This is a genomic window from Mesorhizobium sp. BR1-1-4, from assembly GCF_020165375.1.
Lineage (GTDB): Bacteria > Pseudomonadota > Alphaproteobacteria > Rhizobiales > Rhizobiaceae > Mesorhizobium > Mesorhizobium australicum.
On record NZ_JAIUIB010000001.1, the window covers coordinates 400,478 to 420,510 of the forward strand.

Here is a 20,033-nt window from a genome sequence, read left to right on the forward strand (position 1 = left end):
TTCAAAATGCCGTGTTATGTCGCGGCGATAGATTGCATTGCGCAGGTTTGCCGACTAGGAAGTCAGCCCCACTACATCGCGTCGCGCGCGACGCACGAAGACGACCCACTTTAATTTTGCGCATCATCCTTTTTGAAAACGGCCCCATTTTCGAGGTTATGCGCCATGGATGGAGGAAATAGATTGACCGACGAAAACAGCCACGCCAGCAAGACACTCGACCTTCTCGAGCTGACGGCCCATATCGTATCGGCCTATGTCGAGAAGAATCGCCTGCCTGCGTCCGGCCTTCCCGAGCTGATCGCCAGCGTCAGCGCCTCGATCAGCGGGCTCGGCCAGCCGGTCGCCCCGGTGGCGGCACCGCTGGTCCCGGCCGTCAACCCGAAGAAGTCGGTGACGCCGGATTTCATCATCTGCCTCGAGGACGGCAAGAAATTCAAATCGCTGAAGCGTCATCTCGGCGTGCATTTCGGCCTGACGCCGGACGCCTATCGCGCCAAATGGGGCCTGCCTTCCGACTATCCGATGGTTGCCCCCAACTACGCGGCTTCGCGCTCCGAACTGGCGAAGTCGATCGGCCTCGGCCGCAAGGCCGCCGTGGTCACCGCCGTCAAAGGCAAGGGCCGAAAGGCCAAAGTCCCGGCCTGAGGCGATTTGGACGCTGAGCCAATTGTTAGGACGACTGGAATAGAAGCCTGCCGGCGAATTCGCCTTGGCAGGCTTCGTGCTTTTGTGGCTTGGATACCCTGGGACAAGACGATCTGGGGGAAGCCATGAATTACACCAGGATGGTGATCGAGAAAGAAGCGCCGGAGGAGTACGGTTACGACCGCATCCGTTACAACCTCTCCGAAAGTTCGATCGCCGATCAGAAACTCTCCGACATCGGCCTCTCGCTGCCTGATCTGACCCTCTTCTATGGCGAGCATCGCGGCGACAGGGAATTGCGCGCGCTGATCGCCGCGCAGGATGCCGGCATCGCACCCGACGACGTGCTGGTCACGGCCGGTGCGGCCGGCGCGTTGTTCATCATCTCCACCTCGCTGCTCTCGGCCAGCGATCACCTCGTCGTCATCAGGCCCAACTACGCCACCAACATCGAAACACCGCGGGCGATCGGCTGCGCCATCAGCTTTGTCGACCTCGCCTTCGACGAAGGCTTCGCCATCGACGTCGAGCGCGTCAGGGCCGCGATGCGGCAGAACACGAAGCTGATCAGCGTTACTTGCCCGCACAATCCGACCGGCACCATGATGAGCCGTGCCGAATTGGACGCGCTGGTCGCGCTCGCCGAGGCCAGCGGCTGCCATCTGCTGGTCGACGAAACCTATCGCGATCTCTCCTATGGCAGGCGCCTGCCTTCCACGGCCTCGCTGAGCAAAAAGGCCATCAGCGTCTCGTCGCTGTCGAAAGCATTCGGCATTCCCGGCATCCGCATCGGCTGGCTGATCACCAGGGATGCGGCCCTTCAGGAGACATTTCTGGCCGCCAAGGAGCAGATCGGCATCTGCGGCAGCGTCATCGACGAAGGCATAGCGCGCGGCATGCTGGAGGGCCGGGACGCTTTCCTGGCAAGGCTGCTGCCCGAAATGGCCAGGCGCCGGGACATCGTCCAGGCCTGGATCGACCGCGAGCCGCTGGTCGACTGGGTGCGGCCCGAAGGCGGTGTCGTTGGCTTCCCGCGCCTCGATGTCGAGCCCGGCTTCGACCTCGACCGCTTCTATGTCAGGCTGCTGGAAGATCACGGCACCTATGTTGGGCCCGGCCACTGGTTCGAAATGGAAAAGCGCTTCTTCCGCGTCGGCTTCGGCTGGCCGAGGGAGGCCGAGTTGAAAGGCGGGCTGGACGCGATTTCAGCTGCGCTGCGGCAGTAAATTCCACGTGCTATCGGTGGTGCGGATCGAAAGTCCCTTGATCCGAATCTGATTTTAAAGCATATCCGCCCCGAACTTTACCAAGTTCCATTGGTCGAACAGCGCCCATTCGGGAAGTGCCCCGCGAGCCGATGCCCACCGCAACGGGGCCTCACTTCATGATACCAGAACAAACCTTGCCGGAGCAGCGCTATGCAGCTTTCCGGCACAGAGCCTTCCTGAGCTACTGGACGGCGCGCTTTCTCACCACTTTCGCGACCATGATCGTTTCGGTGGCCGTCGGCTGGCAGGTCTATGATCTGACGCGCGATCCGTTCGATCTTGGCATTGTCGGCATCGTCCAGTTCCTGCCGTCGCTGCTTCTGGTGCTGGTTACAGGTGTCGTCGCCGACCGTTTCGGCCGCCGGCTGATCATGACCTTGGCGACCTTGGTCGAAGGCGCCTGCGCGCTGGCTCTGCTGTTTCTGACCCTGCGCGGCCTTACGACGCCGCTGCCGATCTTCGCCGTGCTGGTCATGTTCGGCATCGCCCGCGCCTTCTACGGGCCGGCTTCGTCTTCCCTGTTCGCCAATCTCGTGCCGCAGCGCGATTTCGCCAATGCCATCGCCTGGAACTCCTCCGCCTGGCAAACCGCGACGATTGTCGGCCCCGTCGCCGGCGGCTTGCTCTATGGCGTGTCGGCGGAAGTGGCCTATGCGACGGCCGCAGTCCTGATGCTCGCCGCCGCGTTGCTGATCTTCACCATTCCCAAGCCCGCGCAACAGACCGCCACCGACAAGCCGACGATCGAGACGCTGTTTGCCGGCTTCCGCTACATCTGGAGCGAGAAGATCGTGCTCGGCGCCATCTCGCTCGACCTCTTCGCCGTGCTTCTGTCCGGCGCCTCGGCGCTGCTGCCGGTCTATGCGCGTGACATTCTGCAGCTTGGACCTTGGGGCCTCGGCTTGCTGCGCTCGGCACCGGGGATCGGCGCCATCTGCGTCGCCGTCTGGCTTGCGGGCCATCCGATCCGCGACCGTGCTGGCAAGATCATGCTGAGTTTCGTGGCGGCGTTCGGCGCCTGCACCGTGCTGTTCGGCCTGTCGACGCTCACCTGGCTCTCGATCGTGGCACTTGCCCTGCTCGGAGCCACCGACATGTTCAGTGTCTACATCAGGGAGACGCTGATCCAGCTGTGGACGCCCGACGAGGTGCGCGGCCGCGTCAACGCCGTCAATCAGGTCTTCGTCGGCGCCTCCAACGAGGTCGGCGAATTTCGCGCCGGCACCATGGCGGCGCTGATCGGCACGGTTCCGGCGGTGGTCATCGGCGGCATCGGCGCCGTCGCGGTTGCCGGCCTGTGGGCCTATCTGTTCCCGGCGCTGCGCAAGGTGAGGCACCTCAAAGGACGAAACTGACGGGGCAGCGAATCTATGCTAAGCCGCCGCCGAACCAACCAAAGGACGACACAAGTGAGTGAACCGACCGTGGCCGAAGCGACCGAAAATATCTACGCGTCGCTGCGGGCGGACAATGCCGACATCGATGCCCATATCGCGACGCTCAAGGCAGCGCTGGCGCGAGAGGGGATAAAACAGGCGGTGTTCGATCCTGCCAGATTGGCGCAGAGCAACCGCTCGGGCCGCAAGTTGATGCAGGCTTATTTTCGGCAGCGCGGCGTGAGCGTGACGTTTTCGGACTAGTTTTTAGAGCGGTTCATCGCTTGATAAAATCGGAAGGGATTCCCGCTCGGTTGGATTTGTGATTCAAGATGCTGGCTGGATTGGAGGCCAGCATCAGATGGTTCGACCTCTTTCCGAGGATCTTCGCGAGCGGGTTGTGGCGGCGGTTTTGAGTGGCGAGAGCCGCCGGTCGGCCGCCAAGCGGTTCGGTATCGCGAATTCGACGGCAGTGAAGTTGTTGCAGCGCCATCAGGCGACCGGTTCGATAGCGCCTGGCAAGATGGGTGGACATCGCAAGAGAGTGCTGGAGCCACACCGTGCCTTCATAGAGGCGCGCATGCGTGAGACGCCGCATCTGACGTTGCACGGCCTTAAGGATGAACTGGCCGGTCGCGGGGTCACGGTTTCGCACAACGCAGTGTGGCAGTTCCTGCGCCGCGAGGGGCTGAGCTTCAAAAAAAACGCTGTTCGCCCTTGAGCAGGCGCGCGCTGATGTTGCCCGCAGGCGACAGCGGTGGCGAGCCTGGCAGCCTGGCCTGGATCCGCAGTGCCTCGTCTTCATCGACGAGACCTGGATCAAGACCAACATGGCCCCGCTGCGCGGTTGGGGGGCCAAGGGCAAGCGACTGCGCGGCCTGGCTCCGCATGGCCACTGGCGCACGCTGACTTTCCTCGGTGCGCTGCGCTGGGATCGGCTCGCGGCACCTTGCGTCTTCGACGGACCGGTCAACGGCCAATGCTTCCGCGCCTATGTCGAGCAGCAACTCATCAGTGTGCTCAAGCCCGGCGATATCGTCATCATGGACAATCTTGGAAGCCATAAGTCGGCGGCCATCAGGCAGATGATCAAGGCTGCAGGCGCAAGGCTTTGGTACCTGCCGCCCTACTCCCCGGATCTCAATCCCATCGAGCAGGCCTTCGCCAAGATCAAACACTGGATGCGCCAAGCGCAGAAACGAACCGTCGAGGACACGTGGCGCCACATCGGCCACCTCGTCGCAACGATCGAGCCTGAAGAATGCGGCAACTACTTCGCGAATGCTGGATACGCTGCCATCAAAACATGAAAGACTCTAGGCTCCGAAAGCCGGTCGTCAGAAGCCGGCGGGTCGGAGCACCGGCCAGGCTCTAACGCGCCACAGGCTCGCCAAAAATCGCGCGCAAAAACTCGTCGAGCCAGCGCTTCAAATGCATGTCCCAGATCAGGCGGCCGCCGAGATGGTCGCGGCCGGGCTGCGCACCGGGCAGATCGAAGCGATGGGCGCCGCGCACCACCCAGCGCTGCATCATCACTCGGGTCAGTTCGCCGTGGAACTGGATGCCCCAGGCATTATCGCCATAGCGGAAGGCCTGGTTGGGATAGGTCTCGTTCGTGGCCAGCAGCGTCGCGTCGCTCGGCAGCGAAAAGCCTTCACGATGGAACTGGTAGACCATCTCTGGCCAGTGCATCAGTTTCTTGCCGGCCTCGGTCGCTTTCAGCGGATACCAGCCGATCTCGACCAGCCCTTCGCCATGGCCCTCGACCTTGCCGCCGAGATGATTGGCCAGCATCTGCGCCCCAAGACAGATGCCGAGCAGTGGCCGGTTCTCCCTGAGTGGAATCTGCAGCCAGTTGGTCTCGCGACGGACGAACTCGTCCTCGTCATTGGCGCTCATCGGACCGCCGAAGACGACCGTGCCGGCGTGGCCATCCAGCGTTTCCGGCAAGGCGTCGCCGAGCGGCGGGCGGCGGATGTCGAGATCGAAGCCCTCTTCGAGCAGCATGTGGCCGACGCGTCCGGGGCTCGAATTCTCCTGATGCAGCACGATCAGGACTTTTGGTTTCGACCTCGTCTGGCGCGGCATGGACGGCGAAAATCCTATTCGTCCGAGGATGTTCCAGTGGCGCCCGGAGCGTGCGCCGCCGCCTTGCGGCGCGCCTCGACGCGGTCGTGGCGTTCGACGCCGATCAGCTCGGCGACACGCCACACCGTGTTGTCCTCCAGCTCATGCAGCTCGCCATCGGCATAGACGATCTCCCACATCAGGCCGATGAACGCCTTGCGCCCCTCCGCGTCGAGGTGGCGCTTGAGCACGCTGGTGAAGGCGTAGAGGTCGATTGCCTCGTTGTCGGCCCGCTCGCCGGCGGCGGCGAGTGCTTCGAGTTCGGCACCGCTGATCGAATAGCTTTGCGCCAGCACCGCCTTGAACCGCTCCCATTCGACATCCTGGCGCACGCCGTCGGCATTCATCACATGATAGAGCAGCGCCGAGGCCGCGACGCGCGGATCGTCCGTGCTGGCATGGCTCCCGGAGCCGGCCGGCAAATCCCTGAGAAACGACAGAACGCGCTCGAACATCAATTCATTCCCAAACGGCCCAACGGCCTGCCCAAATCAAAACAGCCGGAACCGGCGTGTCGACTTTTCCGCCTCGTCGTCCGGATCGACGCCTGGATCGTCCGGCAGCCGCGCCAGTTCTTCCGCCGGCTCGACCGCCTCGGCGTCGGCGGGCACCGCGGCAAAGGCGGCGGCCGTGACCGGGGTGACATGATCCTCGCGGCTTTCGGCGTCTTTGCCCGTCGCCTCGTCGCCCGGTGCGGCGTGATCGATCACCTCGACCGGCCTTTCCGGCCTGCCCGGCGCCTCGATGGCCACTGCCGGGGCGTCCGGCTCATCGTGGCTGTCGATCAGCTGGCCAAGCCGCTCCATCGGGGCGCGCCATTCGAAGGCGTCGAGCCGGCCGGTGACCGGCGAGACCGGCGCCCAGCGCTCGGAGATGACGCCGTCGGCGACCCAGGCCGGATCGCGCGGGGCTCGCACCGCCTTGGACAGCAGTTGCCGCACCTTGCCCTGGTCGCCGGTCTCGGCCTCCTCGATGTCGGCGAGCAGCAGATAGGCGCCCTCGCGTCGGTCCATCCGGATCGCGGCCTCCGCCTCGCGGCGGGCGGTTGAAAAATCCTGCGCGTCGAGCGCGGCACGCGCCACCGTCATCGACGATTCAGCGTGGTTCTTCTTCATCTCCTGCAGCTTCTTTGCCCGGTTGAGCCGATCGAGCACGGCGTCACCCGGCCTCGCATGGGTGTAGAGCTCGGCAATCTCGGGATGCGGGTCGGCCTTCCACGCCGCTTCGAGGATCCTCGAACCCTTGCGCACGTCGTTCTGCTTGAACAGCGCCGCGGCGGCGGCAACGGCGGCGGGGGCAAAATCCGGCTGCAATCTGTTGGCCTCGATCGCCGCTGTCCTGGCAGCCGCGGGATCGCTGTCCGCAAGCGACTGCGCCTTGGCGGTCAACAGCACCGCGCGGCGGCGGTTGGCGGCGTCACGCTCGATCTGCCGCGTCGACTTCTGCGCGTCGACCAGTTTCAGCGCGCCGTCCCAGTCGCCGCGCGCGGTCAGCTCCTCCAACGTCGATTCCGCCGCCCAGGCCAGTTGCGGCGCCACTGCGGCGGCACGGCCGGCATAGTGCCGGGCGGCGTTGCGGTCGCCCAGGCGTTCGGCTTCCAGGTAAAGCCCACGCAGGCCAAGCAGCCGCATCTCGGGATCGTCGAGCATGCTCTCGAATTTTTGGCGCGCGCCTTCATGGTCGCCTTCGAGCAGCGATGCCTGTGCCTCGAGCAGATGGATCAGCGGCTCCTGGTCGGAGCGGATCAGCTTGGCTGCTTCCTTGGTCTTCTTGCGGGCGAGCGCCCCGTCGCCGGCGCCGGCGGCGATCATGCCGGTCGACAGCGCCTGATAGCCACGGTCGCGGCGGCGCACGCGAAAATAGCGCGAGATGGTGTAGGGACTGTTCCACAGCGACTTGATGAGCCACCAGACAATCATCACCGCGGCGACGACAGCGACGACGGCAACCGCCGCCACCATGAGGCTCACCTGGTACTGATAGCCATTGAAGGTAACGACCATGTCGCCCGGCCGATCAGCCAGCCAGGCAAAGCCCAGCCCGAGCGCGAAGACGACGATGAGGAAGGCGAGCAGGCGGATCATCGTGTTGCCCTCATGCCTTCATCGCGCCGGAGATCAGCGCGTCGACCTGGGTTTCGACCTCGATGCGCGCCTTCAGTTTGCCGGCAAAATCGGCGCCCGCGGCCTTCGCGGCTTCCGGCAGCGTGTCATATTCGCTGAGTGCCTTGGCATAGTCGCCCTGCGTGACCGCAAACTCCATGCGCGCCACGGTTTCCGGTGCGCCGGGGCCTTCGACGGCACCGATCGGCCGGACCTTGACCAGCGATTCAGCGCTCGACATCAGGTTCTGAAGGAAGCCGGCATTCTGATCGACCGGCGTCGCGGCGGCGACCATGGCATTGGCGGCGGCATCCATCTGCGATGCGATCTCGGTACGGGTCGGCACGCCCTTTTCGGCATAGGGCCGCAAGGTCGCGAGTTCAGGTGCATCAGGCGAAATCGCGGCCAGCGTATCGAGTTCGGCTGAAAACGGCGCGCCGCGGTCGAGCGCCGCCTTCAGCGCCGAGGCCGCGATGGCGAGTGCGATCTTTGGCTGCGACGCCTGCGCATCGACCTTGCCGGAAAGCTGCGACACCGACTGCTCCAGCGCGGAGAGACGGCCTTCCTGTGCCTTCGCCGCCTCGCCCGTCGACTTCACCAGCGCATCGAGACCCGCCAGCTTTTCGTTGAGCGGGCCGAGATCGACAGGCGCCGCGCCGCCGGCCTTGCCGAGGGCGGCCACCGTGGTTTCGATCTGCTTGACTTTGTCGCCCATCGCGGCAAGCCCGGCATTGTCGCCCGCGCCACCCTGTTCGACCGCTGATTTCAGCGCCGCGACATCGCTCTTGACCTGATTCAGCGCCGACGACAGGCCGTCGACCTTGGCCGATGCACCGCCGCTGGCTTCCCTCATATCCGCGATTTCGCTCTTCAACGAGGCGATCTCGCCATTGACGCCGTCGAGCGAGGCACCGGGAGCGGCACCCGGCGCACCGAGCACGCCGGCAAATTGCAGGCCACCGGCGCCGACCAGGGCGATGACACCACCGATGATGCCGGCTGCGATGCCGTTGAAGCCGCCCCGCTTCGGCTGCGTGGCCATCGGTTCGCTCCTTGCGTCGGTTTTACTGGAAGCCGTCTTGGTCTCGGCGGTTTTGGCGGTTGCATCCTCAAAATTGTAGTCGGAAGCCTTGGCGCGGTTGGGGGGTGTATCCGAACCGGGATAAGGCATTTCCGGCTCAGTGGATTTGGCCTCGGCTTGCGGTGGCGCGTCGGTGCCAAGCTGCCCGGCGGCGGCATCGCCATGCTCCCAAGGTTCGAGATCCGCCTGATCGGCATGTACCGGCTCGTCCGGCGGCTCTGGCCGCGAGGCGTTCGCCGCTTCCTCGGCCTTCGCCTCGTCGGTCTGGGCGGTATTCTTGGCGGCATCCTCGTCGACGATGCGTGAGGCGGCGCCCGGATCGAGATCGATGGTCACCGGCTCGCGGCGTCCTTTCGAGTGTCGCATCTTCGGCGTCTTGACCATGCAGGGGCTCCGCAAATTCGCTTCGTCTCAACGCCTGGCGGCGCGTGATGGTTCAGAAAGGGTCTAGCACATCACCAAGCGGTGAAAAGGGGCGGTGTGATGACGCGGGTCAGGGCCGTGCCCGCAAATGTGCCAGCAGCGCCTCCTCGTCGGGCCGCGCGGCAACGTGCATTGCTTTGCCGGTGCCGTCGCGGAAAGCGGCGGCAATGCGCGCGGAAAGAGCGAAAAAACGGGTCTTTTCAAAGGCCCGCCGCAGGGCAGGTCGCCTGACCAGTATCTGCATTTCGGCAGCGGCCATGGCCGAATAGAGCAGCACCGCATCGACGGATTGGCCTGATATCAGAGGAAGGATCGCTTCGTCCGAATAGCTCACCGCAAGCGTGTCATAAGTCTCGACGGCATGGACCTGGGCGTGAGCTGCTTCCAGCTTCTGCTCGAAGGCGGGAAATCGCACGCGCCCGCAGAGATAGACGATTGTTTTGCCGGAAAACGCGATTGCCATGCCGTCGGCCAGCGCCTCGGCATCGCCGGGCCCCTCGTTGACCGAGAGAAAGCCGGCTTTGCGCGCGGCCTCCGCGGTCCTCCTGCCGACAGCATGACAAGGCAGATTGGACAGCACCGCAATCAGATCTCTGGGGGCGTGGCGCACCGCATTAGCGCTGGTGATGGCGACGACTGCCACGTCTTCCGGAATCGCCTTGGCATCGACCGGCAACGCCTTCGTCTCCGTCAAGGGCAGGAGAAGAGGCTCAAAACCCATCTCCTCCAGCTTTCGCGCGGTGCGCGACGCACCCGGCTCCGGTCTGGTGACCAGCACGCGGAGCATCTTCAGAGCCAGCCGTGGAAGAACTTTTCGCCGGCCTTGGCACGCACCGTCCGCGCCGCTTCATCACCGATGCGGGCGGCGTCCTGTGCCAGCCCTTGTAGCTCGACCGCGTGCGACTGCGTGCCGTCGGGGGAGATGATCAGCCCGGCGAAAGAGAGCTTTCCGGCCTTGATCGCGGCATAGCCGGCGATAGGCGTGCGGCAGGAGCCATCGAGCGCCGCCAGGAAAGCGCGCTCGCAGGCGAGTGCTTGCCCTGTCGCCACATCGTGGATCGCCACCAGCATCTTCTCGACATCGCGGTCGCCGATCCGTGTCTCGATGCCGATCGCACCCTGGCCTGGTGCCGGCGGGAAGCTGTCCAGCGGCATCAAATCGGTGGTAACATCTTCCAGGCCCAGCCGCTTCAGGCCGGCATAGGCAAGGATGGTGCCGCTCGCGACCTCTTCGTCCAGCTTGCGCAGCCGCGTCTGCACATTGCCGCGGAACATCACCACGTCGAGGTCCGGCCGCATGCGGCGGATCAACGCCTGCCGCCGCAGCGACGAGGAGCCGACTTTCGCCCCTTGCGGCAGTTCCGCGATCGTCTTCGCCGCCCTGCCCACAAAGGCATCGCGCGCATCCTCGCGCGGCAGGAAGGCGGAGAGTTCCAGGCCGGGCGGCAATTGCGTCGGCATGTCCTTCGACGAATGCACGGCGATGTCGATCGCGCCGGCGAGCAGGGCTTCCTCGATTTCCTTGGTGAACAGGCCTTTGCCGCCAGCCTCCGACAGCGGCCGGTCCTGGATGCGGTCGCCGCTGGTCGAGATAACGACAACCTCGAACGCCTCCGCCGGCATGCGGTGCGCGGCCATCAGCCGCGCCTGTGTTTCATGCGCCTGCGCCAATGCCAGCGGGCTGCCGCGTGTTCCGATTTTCAAGATTGTTTGCATGGCGCGCGGTCCGTGATAACCCCCGGCTGGCTTTGCGTTTCCGGGCACTCTCCTAACGAGGAACGCCCTGACATACAATCTCTGGAGAGAGCGACGAATTGATCCGCGTTCTGGGCATTGAGACGAGTTGCGATGAGACCGCCGCCAGCGTCGTGGCGCTGGAGGGCGATGCCGCGCCGAAAATCCTGTCCAACATCGTGCTCTCCCAGATCGAGGAACATGCCGCCTTCGGCGGCGTCGTGCCGGAGATCGCCGCGCGCGCCCACGTCGAGGCACTGGACGGCATTATCGAGGCCGCACTCGCCGATGCGGGCATGGCGCTGGCCGAGCTCGATGCGATCGCCGCGACCGCCGGACCAGGCCTCGTCGGCGGACTGATCGTCGGGTTGATGACGGCCAAGGCGATCGCCGCGGCGGCCGGCAAGCCGCTGATCGCCGTCAATCACCTCGAAGGCCACGCCTTGACGGCGCGGCTGACCGACGGGCTCGAATTCCCTTATCTCTTGCTGCTGGTCTCCGGCGGCCATACGCAGATTTTGGCCGTGCGCGGCGTTGGCGACTACCAGCGCTGGGCCACCACGATCGATGACGCGCTCGGCGAAGCCTTCGACAAGACCGCCAAAATGCTCGGCCTGCCCTATCCCGGCGGTCCCAATGTCGAGAAGGCAGCGCTGTCAGGCAATGCATCGCGTTTTGCCTTCCCACGGCCGATGAAAGGCTCGGCACAGCCCGATTTCTCCTTCTCCGGCCTGAAGACCGCGGTGCGCCAGGCGGCGACCGCGATCGAGCCCTTGAGCGACCAGGATGTCGCCGACATCTGCGCCTCGTTCCAGGCGGCCGTCGCCGATGCGCTCGCCGACCGTGTTTCTCGCTCGCTGGAACGCTTTCGCGAAACATTCCCTGGCACCAAAAACCCGGCGCTGGTCGTCGCCGGCGGCGTCGCCGCCAACCGCACGGTCAAGACAACGCTGGAGCGGCTTTGCACCGACGCCGGTTTCAGCTTCGTCGCGCCACCCCTGAAGCTTTGCACCGACAACGCGGCGATGATCGCCTGGGCCGGTATCGAACGTCTGCGAGAAGGCATGGCGCAGGAGAACGGCTTCGATTTCGTGCCGCGCTCGCGCTGGCCGCTGGACAGCGTCTCGGCGCCAATGGTCGGCTCCGGCCGTCGCGGAGCCAAAGCATGACCGATCGAGCCACGAACAGCGAGGGTCCGGACAAAAGCGGCTGGCATGTCGCCGTGCTCGGCGGCGGCGCCTGGGGCACGGCGCTGGCGCTGGCCATGCTGCGCGCCGGCCATACGGTGCGGCTGTTCGCGCGTGACCCTGAAACCGTGGCTGCGATCGGCCGGGGCGAGAACCCACGCTATCTCCCGGGCATCGCCATCGCGCCCGGCATCAAGGCGACGAGCGACATGGAGGCAGCCCTCACTGGGGCCGATTGCGTGCTGACGGTGACGCCGGCTCAGGCGTTGCGGGCCACGCTGGCCGCCGCCAGGGATCATATGCCGGCCGGCATTCCGCTCGTGCTCTGCGCCAAGGGCATCGAGCGCGACACCGGCGCCTTGCTGTCGGCAATCGCTGCGGAAATCTTGCCGCCAAACCCGGTCGCAGCGCTGTCAGGGCCGAGCTTTGCCAGCGATGTCGCCCGCGGCCTGCCGACGGCGGTGGTGGTGGCCGCCGGCGACGAGGCGCTTGCCGCCAACCTTGCCGCCCGATTTTCGGCTGAAAACCTGCGCTGCTATTCGAGCGACGACTTGATCGGCGTCGAGATCGGCGGCGCCTTGAAGAACGTCTTCGCCATCGCCGCCGGCGCTGTCACCGGGGCCGGGCTCGGCGCCAGCGCACAGGCGGCCATGGTGACGCGCGGCTTTGTCGAACTGCGCCGCATCGGTGCCGCCTTCGGCGCCAGGCCCGAGACCCTGATGGGGCTTTCCGGGCTTGGCGACCTGCTGCTTACCTGCTCGTCGGCGCAGTCGCGCAATTTCGCCTATGGGCTGGCGCTCGGACAGGGCAAGGCACTTTCCGGATTGCCGCTGGCCGAGGGCGTGCCGACCGCGGCGATCGCCGCCCGCATCGCCGCTGAGCGCGAAATCGATGCGCCGATCATCGCCGCGGTCGCCGCCATACTGGATGGCACCATCACCATCGGGCAGGCCGTGACGGCGCTGATGACCCGGCCGCTGAAGACCGAAACCAACGATTGATCCCACACTCTGATCCAACCACCCAGGAGAAAGACCATGCTGTTTGCTCTGATCTGCAAGGACAAGCCCGGAGGCCTGCAGGTGCGCCTCGACACGCGGCCCGAGCATGTCGCCTTTCTCGAAGGGCTGAACGGCGACAAGAAATTGGCCTTTGCCGGTCCGTTCCTCGACGCCGACGGCAAGCCCAATGGCAGCCTCGTGGTGGTCGAGGCCCCCGATCTGCCCAGCGCGCAGGCTCTGTCGGCCGCCGACCCCTACGCCAAGGCCGGCCTGTTCGAAAGCGTCGAAATCTGCCAGTGGAACTGGACGTTCAACAAGCCGGCGGCTAGTTAATTCGCGGCGCCCGCGACTGGGCCGCAAGGAGGAGAGAAAATGAACTACTGGCTGTTCAAATCCGAACCCTCGGTTTTCTCCTTCGAGGCGTTGAAGGCCAAGGGCAAGGCCGGCACCCAATGGGACGGCGTGCGCAACTACGCCGCCCGCAACAACATGAAGGCCATGCAGGTCGGCGATCTCGGCTTCTTCTACCATTCCAACGACGGCCTGAACGTGGTCGGCATTGCCGAGGTCTGCGCGCTGGCCCATCCCGACACCACGTCGGATGACCCGCGCTGGGAGTGTGTCGACATCCGCGCCGTCAGGGACATGCCGAACCCGCCGACGCTGGAAGAAGTCAAAGCCAATCCGAAACTGGCCGAGATGGCGCTGGTGCGGCTCGGACGGCTTTCCGTGCAGCCGGTGACCCCGGCCGAATGGAAGGAAGTCTGCCGCATGGGCGGCCTGATGCCTGCGCCGTGACGGCACTTACACCCGATAGCGCCAAGCAATTCATTCTCGACAACACGGCGCTGATGGCGCCGCCGCATGTGCCAGAAATTCGCCTTCACCTCGCCGACGAAGCGCATGATCTCTGGCAGCGAACAGAGGACGAACTTGTCGAGATCGGCCTGCCGCCGCCCTTTTGGGCGTTTGCCTGGGCGGGCGGCCAGGGCCTCGCCCGCTATGTCATCGACAATCCCGATATGGTCCGAGGCAAGCGCGTGCTCGATTTCGCTTCGGGCTCCGGACTCGTCGCCATCGCCGCCGTCAAGGCGGGCGCTGCCGAGGTAACCGCCGCCGACATCGACCCGTTCTGCGCCACCGCGATCCGCCTCAACAGCGAGGCCAACGGCGTCGGCATCGCGTTCCTCGGCACGGACTGTGTGGGCACCGATGCGGGCTGGGACGTGGTCCTGGCAGGCGACGTCTTCTACGACAAACCCTTCGCCGACCGGCTGATGCCGTGGTTTTCGACGCTCAAACGGCGTGGCGCCGACATTCTGGTCGGCGATCCCGGCCGGTCCTATCTGCCGCGATCGGGGCTGGAGCCGCTTGCCGTCTATCAGGTGCCGGTGACAAGGGCGCTGGAGGATGCCGAAGTCAAACGCACCACGGTATGGCGACTGCTTGACGCCATCGCCGAACAGGCGTTTCCATAAAATCGCACAGGAGGGGAACGCATGGATTTTTCAGCGGTGAATTGGCTGGCGGTGATCGCCGCCGCCGTCGTGGCCTGGCTGTTCGGCGCCGCCTGGTACATGGCGTTGAGCAAGCCCTGGCTGAAGGCCGCCAGGCTCGATCCGGCGACGATGAAGAAATCGCCTCTGCCCTTCGTCATCTCCTTCATCGCCGAACTGCTGATGGCCTACATCATGGCCCTGGTCGTCGGCGCGATGACGGGTGGTGAGCCGACCTGGCTGGCCGGACTGATCTTCGGTTTCGTGCTTTGGCTGGGTTTTGTCGCCACGACGCTGTCGGTCAACCATCGCTACGAGAATTTCGGCTGGGACCTGACTGTCATTGACGGCGGTCACTGGCTTGGCGTGCTGTTGATCATCGGCGCGGTGATCGGCTGGTTCGGCGCCGCTGCAAGCTGACGGTGCGTTGACGATGGCGGATAAGTCCGGATTTCCCCGCGACCTGGTGTTCACCAGGATCTGTCACGTCAAGCAGGGCTATGACGACCGGCGCCGGCACATCGTGCGCGAGTTCGACCGGCGCGGCGTGCCGGTCACCTTCTACACCGACTGGGACAGGGCGGATATCACCCCGGAAATCCGTGCTGAATTGGTCGCTCCCGATTTTGTCCACCCGGCGCAGGTCTCGCTGGCGCTGAAGCATGTCGGCATCTGGCGCGACTTCCTCGAAACCGACCTGCCCTATTGCCTGGTCTTCGAGGATGACGTCTTCCTCGCGCGCGACTTCGTCGCCAAATTCCGGCAAGGGCTGGCCGAACTCGGCAGCCCGATGCGCAAGGCCGTCATCTATTTCGGCAACGGCAGCAACTACTACACGCCGAGCTGGAAATTGCGCAGGGGCCAGAGGCTCTACCCGGCACTGCATGCCAGGTGCGCGGATTCCTATCTCATCACCCGTTCGGTCGCCGAAGCCCGTTGTGCCTGGATCGATCAACACAAGATCTACACCGTGATCGACCACCAGATCGAACAGATGGACGAAAAGCTGGGCGTTGAGATGCTGTGGTTCGAGCGGCCAATCGTCGAGCAAGGCAGCGAAAACGGTGCGTTCCAGACTTCCGTCGCCGGCAAGATGCAGCCGCTGCTCTACAAGAAGCTGAAATGGAACGTGAAGAAATACCGACGCATGATCTTCGGCCACAACGCCCGGTCCTGAGGGACTACACCTTGTCCGCTGTCCGCGTCCTGGAAACTTCCTCTAGGATCCATTCGCGGAAGGCGACAATGCGGGGATCGTCGGCCATGGCCTGGGGATAAACCAGGAAATAAGCGTATTCCGGCGCAACCCTGATGCTGAGCTCAAAGGGCCGCACCAGCCGGCCCTCGGACAGGTCGTTTGCCACCATGGCGAAATCGGCGAGCGCGACGGCATTGCCGTCGAGCGCTGCCTGCACCGCATCCGTCGATGTGCCGAAGACCACGGTGCGGCTGTCGTCGAAATCGTTGATGCCGGCCGCCGCCATCCACATGCGCCAGTTCGGCCATGTCACGCCCTGGCGGGCCCATTCGATATGGGCAAGCGTGTGGTTAAACAAGTCGCGCGGCTCGCGCAGGGGCGGCCCCGATGTCAGGAGGCCCGGACTGCACACCGGAATGATGATGTTGTCGAACAGGCGGTGTGCGCTGAGCCCCGGATATTTGCCGGCGCCGAAGCGGATGCCGACATCGACGTCGTCGAGATCGAAATCGCGCAAGCCATAGGCGATGTCGAACCTGAGTTCGATGCCCGGCCGCTGCTGGCGGAAATTCTCGACGCGCCGCATCAGCCATTTCGCCGCGAACTGCGCATCCAGCGTCACCTTCAGGAATTCGGTGCCGCGCGCCATCTTGCGCGCCCGCATCACGGCGCGGCCAAGCAGGTCGAGCGTGTCGGTCGCCGCCTCGTAAAGCACCGTGCCCGCCTCCGTCAGCCGGATGGTGCGGCTGGTGCGGGTGAACAGCACGATGCCGAGCTGATCCTCGATTTCCTTGATCTGGTGGCTGACGGCGGCAGGCGTCAGGCCGAGCTCGTCGGCGGCGCGGGTGAAATTGAGGTGCCGGGCCGCCGCCTCCAGCGTCCTGAGCGCCCGCGTTCCCGGCAAGAGCGCTGCCATCAGCGTGCGACCTGATCGAAGCGGTCCATGGAGCCTCAATCCTCAAATAAAACTTGATGATGAGACAAGAACTACTCGTTTCCCGTTTGTTTTTCAATACGGCATGATTGCAGCATCAATGACACCATCAAACCGGATTTGATGTCCGGGGAATACGGATGACCTCATGTCTCACATTGCTCTTCGCCCCGCATACATCGCCCGGCCAGACTGGCTGTCGGCTGCCCGTACCTGGCTGCGGCAGGCCAGGGTCGCGGTCAACCTTCCTCACCAGAACGTCGAGGATCTCTCCGATCGCCAGTTGCGCGATATCGGGGCCGGCCGCAGGGACATCGCCCGGGCCATGGACCGCGAGACAGGCCGGTTGGGCCTTCTCGACATCGGCTGGCAGCGGAACAGGAAGGGATAAGCGAGCAGGGGAATAGGATGATACAGTTTGAGCGTGTCTGCTGCCGCTGAAGACTTCCCTATTCCCTATTCCCTATTCCCTATTCCCTATTCCCTATTCCCTATTCCCTATTCCCTATTCCCTATTCCCTATCCCCCCTATCTCACCACCCTTACCACTGTCCGGTCCGACAGCAGCGGCAAAAGCCGCGCCATCGTGCGCGCGGTCACCGCCACGCAACCTTCCGTCGGCGCGAAGCCGGGACGCGCCAGATGGAAGAAGATGGCGCTGCCGCGCCCGCGCCGGCGCGGCGCGATGTTCCAGTCGAGCACCAGGCAGGCGTCATAGAGCCGGTCGTCGCGCCGCATGCGTTCGTGGCTGGCGCCGTAGGGAATCTTGACCGGCCTGTTATAGTTGCGGTCGTCAGGCACTTCGCACCAGCCGAGGTCCGGCCCGATCGGCGCCATCGCCAGCCGCGTTCTGCGCCCGGCGGCAAACTGATCTCCCCGGAAATAGCCCGTCAGTATGCGCATCGAAGCGAGCGGCGTGGCGCCGTCGCCTTCGCGCTTGCCGGCCGAGATGCCGCCACGCCCCAGCGCGCACGCAAACACCGTTTTGCCGGCCTGCAGCAGGCCCTGGCATGGATGGCCGGGCCGAGCCCGCACGGTCAGCACGCGCAGCCGTTTTGCCAAAATTGCGCCGGCTGCATTGCGATCGCGTTTTTTCTTGTATGATCGTGCCACGGAACAAATCACTGTGATCGGCTATTGTGCCGGCCAGCTTCCGCATAAATACGCAGCGGTCAACTGAATTCACTTTTCAAAACAACGGATTGATCCATGACCTCACGTACCATCCTGATCGTCGATGACGATGACGACCTGCGCGGCACACTGGTCGAGCAACTGTCCCTCTACGAGGAATTCGATGTGCTGCAGGAAGCGACTGCGGCAAAAGGCGTCACCGCTGCGCGCGGCGGGCTCATCGACCTGCTCATCATGGATGTCGGTCTGCCCGACATGGACGGCCGGGAGGCGGTGAAGATCCTGCGCAAGGGCGGCTACAAGGCGCCCATCATCATGCTGACCGGCCACGATACCGATTCGGACACGATTCTGGGTCTCGAGGCCGGCGCCAACGACTATGTGACCAAGCCGTTCCGCTTCGCGGTGCTGCTTGCCCGTATCCGGGCGCAACTGCGCCAGCATGAGCAGAGCGAGGACGCGACCTTCTCGGTCGGCCCCTACACCTTCAAGCCCAGCCAGAAACTGCTCATCGATCAGCGCGGCGGCAAGGTGCGGCTGACGGAAAAGGAAGCCTCGATCATCAAGTATCTCTATCGCGCCGACCAGAAGGTGGTGACCCGCGACGTGCTGCTGGAGGAAGTGTGGGGATACAATTCCGGCGTCACCACGCATACCCTGGAAACCCATGTCTACCGTCTGCGCCAGAAGATCGAGCGTGATCCTTCCAATGCTGAAATTCTTGTGACAGAAAGCGGCGGCTACAAGCTGGTTCCTTAAACATTTCACCATTCAAATGAGCGGTTCGGGCGGGGCCGCTTTCGGGTACGATCCTGTTGGAGGGGGATTCTGGGATCGTACCGCAGAGGAGGGATTGGACTGACCGTTCGGGGACACAGCTAGATGGCGCTGGATGACGACATCCGCATCCTGTCCGCCGTGAGGCTTTTCGAGGGCTTCACGCAGGAACAGTTGCGCCTGCTCGCCTTCGGTGCCGAGACCACTTTGGTGCAGGCCGACCACAAGCTTTATCGCGAGGACGATGTGGCCGACTCGGCCTATGTCGTGGTCAGCGGGCGCATCGTGCTCTATCGCGAGCAGGATGGCGAGCGCATCCCGATCGGCAAGGTCGGCCCAGGCACGATGCTTAGCGAGCTGGCGCTGATCGCCGATACCAACCGGCTGACCAGCGCCTCGGCCGAAATCGACTCGGAAGTGATAAGGCTGAGCCGCAAGATGTTCCGGCGCATCCTGGAGGAATACCCGGAATTGGCGGTGAAGCTGCATCAGCGCATCTCCGAGGAATTCCACGACATGATCCGCCGCATCGAGGAATTGGCACCACGATTTTCGGGTTGACCTGGCATTTGACGCCGCAGGTGTCGAGGTCAGGCCGAGGCGAAAACGGCGGATTCCGAGAAGCGTACTTAAAGTACGTGAGCACAGTTCTACTGCGACGTAGTAGAACTGGGAAGCGCAGGAAGCCGTCGTTTGCAGGCCGGTTTCACCTGAATATCGATAAACTTAATCCAGGGCGAACCGGGCAATCACTGGCACATGGTCCGACGGCCGGTCCCAGCCACGGGCGGCTCTAAGGATCTCATAGCCGGCAAAACTGGGCAGCAGGTTTGGCGACGACCAGACATGGTCGAGCCGCCGGCCGCGATTGGACGCCTCCCAATCCTGCGCCCGGTAGCTCCACCAGGTATAGAGCTTCTGTTCCGGTGGCACGTTGTGCCGCATCAGGTCGACCCAGCCCCCGGCGCGCCGCATCGCCTCGAAGTTTTCGGTCTCGACCGGCGTGTGGCTGACCACGTTGAGCAGTTGCTTGTGCGACCAGACATCATGCTCCAGCGGCGCGATGTTGAGGTCCCCGACCAGCACCGACGCCGACACCTCGCCGTGTTCGGCCCGGATGGCGTTCATCTCGGCGACGAAATCGAGCTTGTGCCTGAACTTCCTGTTGATCTCGGGATCCGGCTCGTCGCCACCTGCGGGCACGTAGAAATTGTGCACCAGGATGGTCTTGCCGCCGGCCTGTACCGTCACCGACAGGTGGCGGCTGTCCTCGATGTCGCAGAAGCGGCGCTTTTCGACCACCTCGATCGGCCGCCGCGCCACCGTCGCCACGCCGTGATAGCCCTTCTGGCCATGGAACGCGATGTAGGGATAGCCGACCTTGCGAAAGGCTTTTTCGGGAAAGAGCTCGTCCGAGACCTTGGTTTCCTGCAGGCAGAGCACATCGGGCGCGTACTCATCGAGCAGGCGTTCGACGATCGGCATGCGTAGGCGCACGGAGTTGATGTTCCAGGTGGCGATCGAAAAGGGCATGCGGAGGGTCCGGC

General features: G+C 64.2%; 24 protein-coding genes. 15 read left to right on the plus strand and 9 right to left on the minus strand.

Annotated features, from left to right (window positions below; all coding sequences use genetic code 11):
- The first annotated feature begins 165 nt into the window (after positions 1-165).
- The 5 genes from LB571_RS01985 (at position 166) to LB571_RS02005 (ending at position 4,602) form a co-directional block, all read left to right on the plus strand.
- Positions 166-648, plus strand: coding sequence for a MucR family transcriptional regulator (locus LB571_RS01985; RefSeq protein WP_224591913.1), 483 nt, complete (start codon positions 166-168; stop codon positions 646-648).
- A gap of 125 nt (positions 649-773) precedes the next feature.
- Positions 774-1,874 (plus strand): aminotransferase class I/II-fold pyridoxal phosphate-dependent enzyme, encoded by a 1,101-nt coding sequence (locus tag LB571_RS01990; protein WP_224591916.1) that lies wholly within the window; start codon positions 774-776, stop codon positions 1,872-1,874.
- A gap of 158 nt (positions 1,875-2,032) precedes the next feature.
- Positions 2,033-3,271, plus strand: a complete 1,239-nt coding sequence (locus LB571_RS01995) for an MFS transporter (RefSeq protein WP_224591920.1) — start codon at positions 2,033-2,035, stop codon at positions 3,269-3,271.
- 15 nt (positions 3,272-3,286) lie between these two features.
- Positions 3,287-3,556: a hypothetical protein gene (locus LB571_RS02000; protein ID WP_224586424.1), complete on the plus strand. Its 270-nt coding sequence runs from the start codon at positions 3,287-3,289 to the stop codon at positions 3,554-3,556.
- A 97-nt stretch (positions 3,557-3,653) separates the two neighbouring features.
- Positions 3,654-4,602 (plus strand): IS630 family transposase gene (locus LB571_RS02005; RefSeq protein WP_263484403.1). Its coding sequence is split into 2 segments (ribosomal slippage): positions 3,654-3,989 and positions 3,991-4,602, totalling 948 coding nucleotides; the frame shifts between segments, so codons are not numbered across the junction.
- A 61-nt stretch (positions 4,603-4,663) separates the two neighbouring features.
- On the opposite strand, the gene LB571_RS02010 is transcribed toward LB571_RS02005, so the two are convergent.
- From LB571_RS02010 to hemC, 6 genes are all read right to left on the minus strand, one after another.
- Positions 4,664-5,380 (minus strand): glutamine amidotransferase, encoded by a 717-nt coding sequence (locus LB571_RS02010; protein ID WP_224591927.1) that lies wholly within the window; start codon positions 5,378-5,380, stop codon positions 4,664-4,666.
- A 14-nt stretch (positions 5,381-5,394) separates the two neighbouring features.
- Positions 5,395-5,874, minus strand: a complete 480-nt coding sequence (locus LB571_RS02015) for a TerB family tellurite resistance protein (RefSeq protein WP_015315071.1) — start codon at positions 5,872-5,874, stop codon at positions 5,395-5,397.
- Positions 5,875-5,910: 36 nt separating this feature from the next.
- On the minus strand, positions 5,911-7,503 hold the full coding sequence (locus tag LB571_RS02020) for a heme biosynthesis protein HemY (protein WP_224591930.1): 1,593 nt from the start codon (positions 7,501-7,503) through the stop codon (positions 5,911-5,913).
- Positions 7,504-7,513: 10 nt separating this feature from the next.
- Positions 7,514-8,986: a COG4223 family protein gene (locus tag LB571_RS02025; protein WP_224591933.1), complete on the minus strand. Its 1,473-nt coding sequence runs from the start codon at positions 8,984-8,986 to the stop codon at positions 7,514-7,516.
- A gap of 109 nt (positions 8,987-9,095) precedes the next feature.
- Complete coding sequence (locus tag LB571_RS02030; protein ID WP_224591935.1) at positions 9,096-9,812, minus strand: uroporphyrinogen-III synthase; 717 nt, start codon at positions 9,810-9,812, stop codon at positions 9,096-9,098.
- A 2-nt stretch (positions 9,813-9,814) separates the two neighbouring features.
- Entirely contained in the window at positions 9,815-10,741 is a 927-nt protein-coding gene (gene hemC, locus LB571_RS02035; protein WP_224591938.1) for a hydroxymethylbilane synthase, read from the minus strand.
- A gap of 101 nt (positions 10,742-10,842) precedes the next feature.
- Between hemC and tsaD the strand changes: the two genes are divergently transcribed.
- Genes tsaD through LB571_RS02070 form a run of 7 tightly spaced genes read left to right on the plus strand, consistent with a single transcriptional unit; the run spans position 10,843 to position 15,620 of the window.
- Positions 10,843-11,928: a tRNA (adenosine(37)-N6)-threonylcarbamoyltransferase complex transferase subunit TsaD gene (gene tsaD, locus LB571_RS02040; protein ID WP_224529798.1), complete on the plus strand. Its 1,086-nt coding sequence runs from the start codon at positions 10,843-10,845 to the stop codon at positions 11,926-11,928.
- The gene (locus LB571_RS02045) at positions 11,925-12,947 is read left to right on the plus strand and encodes an NAD(P)H-dependent glycerol-3-phosphate dehydrogenase (protein ID WP_224529612.1); all 1,023 of its coding nucleotides are present in this window, start codon (positions 11,925-11,927) and stop codon (positions 12,945-12,947) included. The genes tsaD and LB571_RS02045 overlap by 4 nt, the downstream gene beginning before the upstream one ends.
- Positions 12,948-12,983: 36 nt before the next feature.
- Positions 12,984-13,280: a YciI-like protein gene (locus LB571_RS02050; RefSeq protein WP_224591941.1), complete on the plus strand. Its 297-nt coding sequence runs from the start codon at positions 12,984-12,986 to the stop codon at positions 13,278-13,280.
- 39 nt (positions 13,281-13,319) lie between these two features.
- Positions 13,320-13,745 (plus strand): EVE domain-containing protein, encoded by a 426-nt coding sequence (locus LB571_RS02055; protein WP_015315063.1) that lies wholly within the window; start codon positions 13,320-13,322, stop codon positions 13,743-13,745.
- On the plus strand, positions 13,700-14,425 hold the full coding sequence (locus LB571_RS02060) for a class I SAM-dependent methyltransferase (protein ID WP_174361965.1): 726 nt from the start codon (positions 13,700-13,702) through the stop codon (positions 14,423-14,425). The genes LB571_RS02055 and LB571_RS02060 overlap by 46 nt, the downstream gene beginning before the upstream one ends.
- A 21-nt stretch (positions 14,426-14,446) precedes the next feature.
- Positions 14,447-14,863 (plus strand): DUF1761 domain-containing protein, encoded by a 417-nt coding sequence (locus LB571_RS02065; RefSeq protein WP_015315061.1) that lies wholly within the window; start codon positions 14,447-14,449, stop codon positions 14,861-14,863.
- 13 nt (positions 14,864-14,876) lie between these two features.
- On the plus strand, positions 14,877-15,620 hold the full coding sequence (locus tag LB571_RS02070) for a glycosyltransferase family 25 protein (RefSeq protein ID WP_015315060.1): 744 nt from the start codon (positions 14,877-14,879) through the stop codon (positions 15,618-15,620).
- Positions 15,621-15,624: 4 nt separating this feature from the next.
- Here the strand turns inward: LB571_RS02070 and gcvA are convergent, their stop codons facing one another.
- A complete protein-coding gene (gene gcvA, locus LB571_RS02075) occupies positions 15,625-16,557 on the minus strand; it encodes a transcriptional regulator GcvA (protein ID WP_015315059.1) in 933 nt (310 codons plus the stop codon).
- Positions 16,558-16,723: 166 nt separating this feature from the next.
- Between gcvA and LB571_RS02080 the strand changes: the two genes are divergently transcribed.
- Positions 16,724-16,966, plus strand: a complete 243-nt coding sequence (locus tag LB571_RS02080) for a hypothetical protein (RefSeq protein WP_140618370.1) — start codon at positions 16,724-16,726, stop codon at positions 16,964-16,966.
- A gap of 137 nt (positions 16,967-17,103) precedes the next feature.
- Here LB571_RS02080 and LB571_RS02085 read toward each other — a convergent pair whose 3' ends face one another.
- The gene (locus LB571_RS02085; RefSeq protein ID WP_224592217.1) at positions 17,104-17,640 is read right to left on the minus strand and encodes a L,D-transpeptidase; all 537 of its coding nucleotides are present in this window, start codon (positions 17,638-17,640) and stop codon (positions 17,104-17,106) included.
- A gap of 144 nt (positions 17,641-17,784) precedes the next feature.
- Here LB571_RS02085 and LB571_RS02090 point away from each other — a divergent pair, with 144 nt between their 5' ends.
- Positions 17,785-18,468 (plus strand): response regulator transcription factor, encoded by a 684-nt coding sequence (locus LB571_RS02090; RefSeq protein WP_015315056.1) that lies wholly within the window; start codon positions 17,785-17,787, stop codon positions 18,466-18,468.
- 123 nt (positions 18,469-18,591) lie between these two features.
- A complete protein-coding gene (locus tag LB571_RS02095) occupies positions 18,592-19,047 on the plus strand; it encodes a Crp/Fnr family transcriptional regulator (RefSeq protein WP_015315055.1) in 456 nt (151 codons plus the stop codon).
- Positions 19,048-19,212: 165 nt separating this feature from the next.
- Here the strand turns inward: LB571_RS02095 and LB571_RS02100 are convergent, their stop codons facing one another.
- Positions 19,213-20,019, minus strand: a complete 807-nt coding sequence (locus LB571_RS02100; RefSeq protein WP_224591945.1) for an exodeoxyribonuclease III — start codon at positions 20,017-20,019, stop codon at positions 19,213-19,215.
- Between the last annotated feature and the right edge of the window lie 14 nt (positions 20,020-20,033).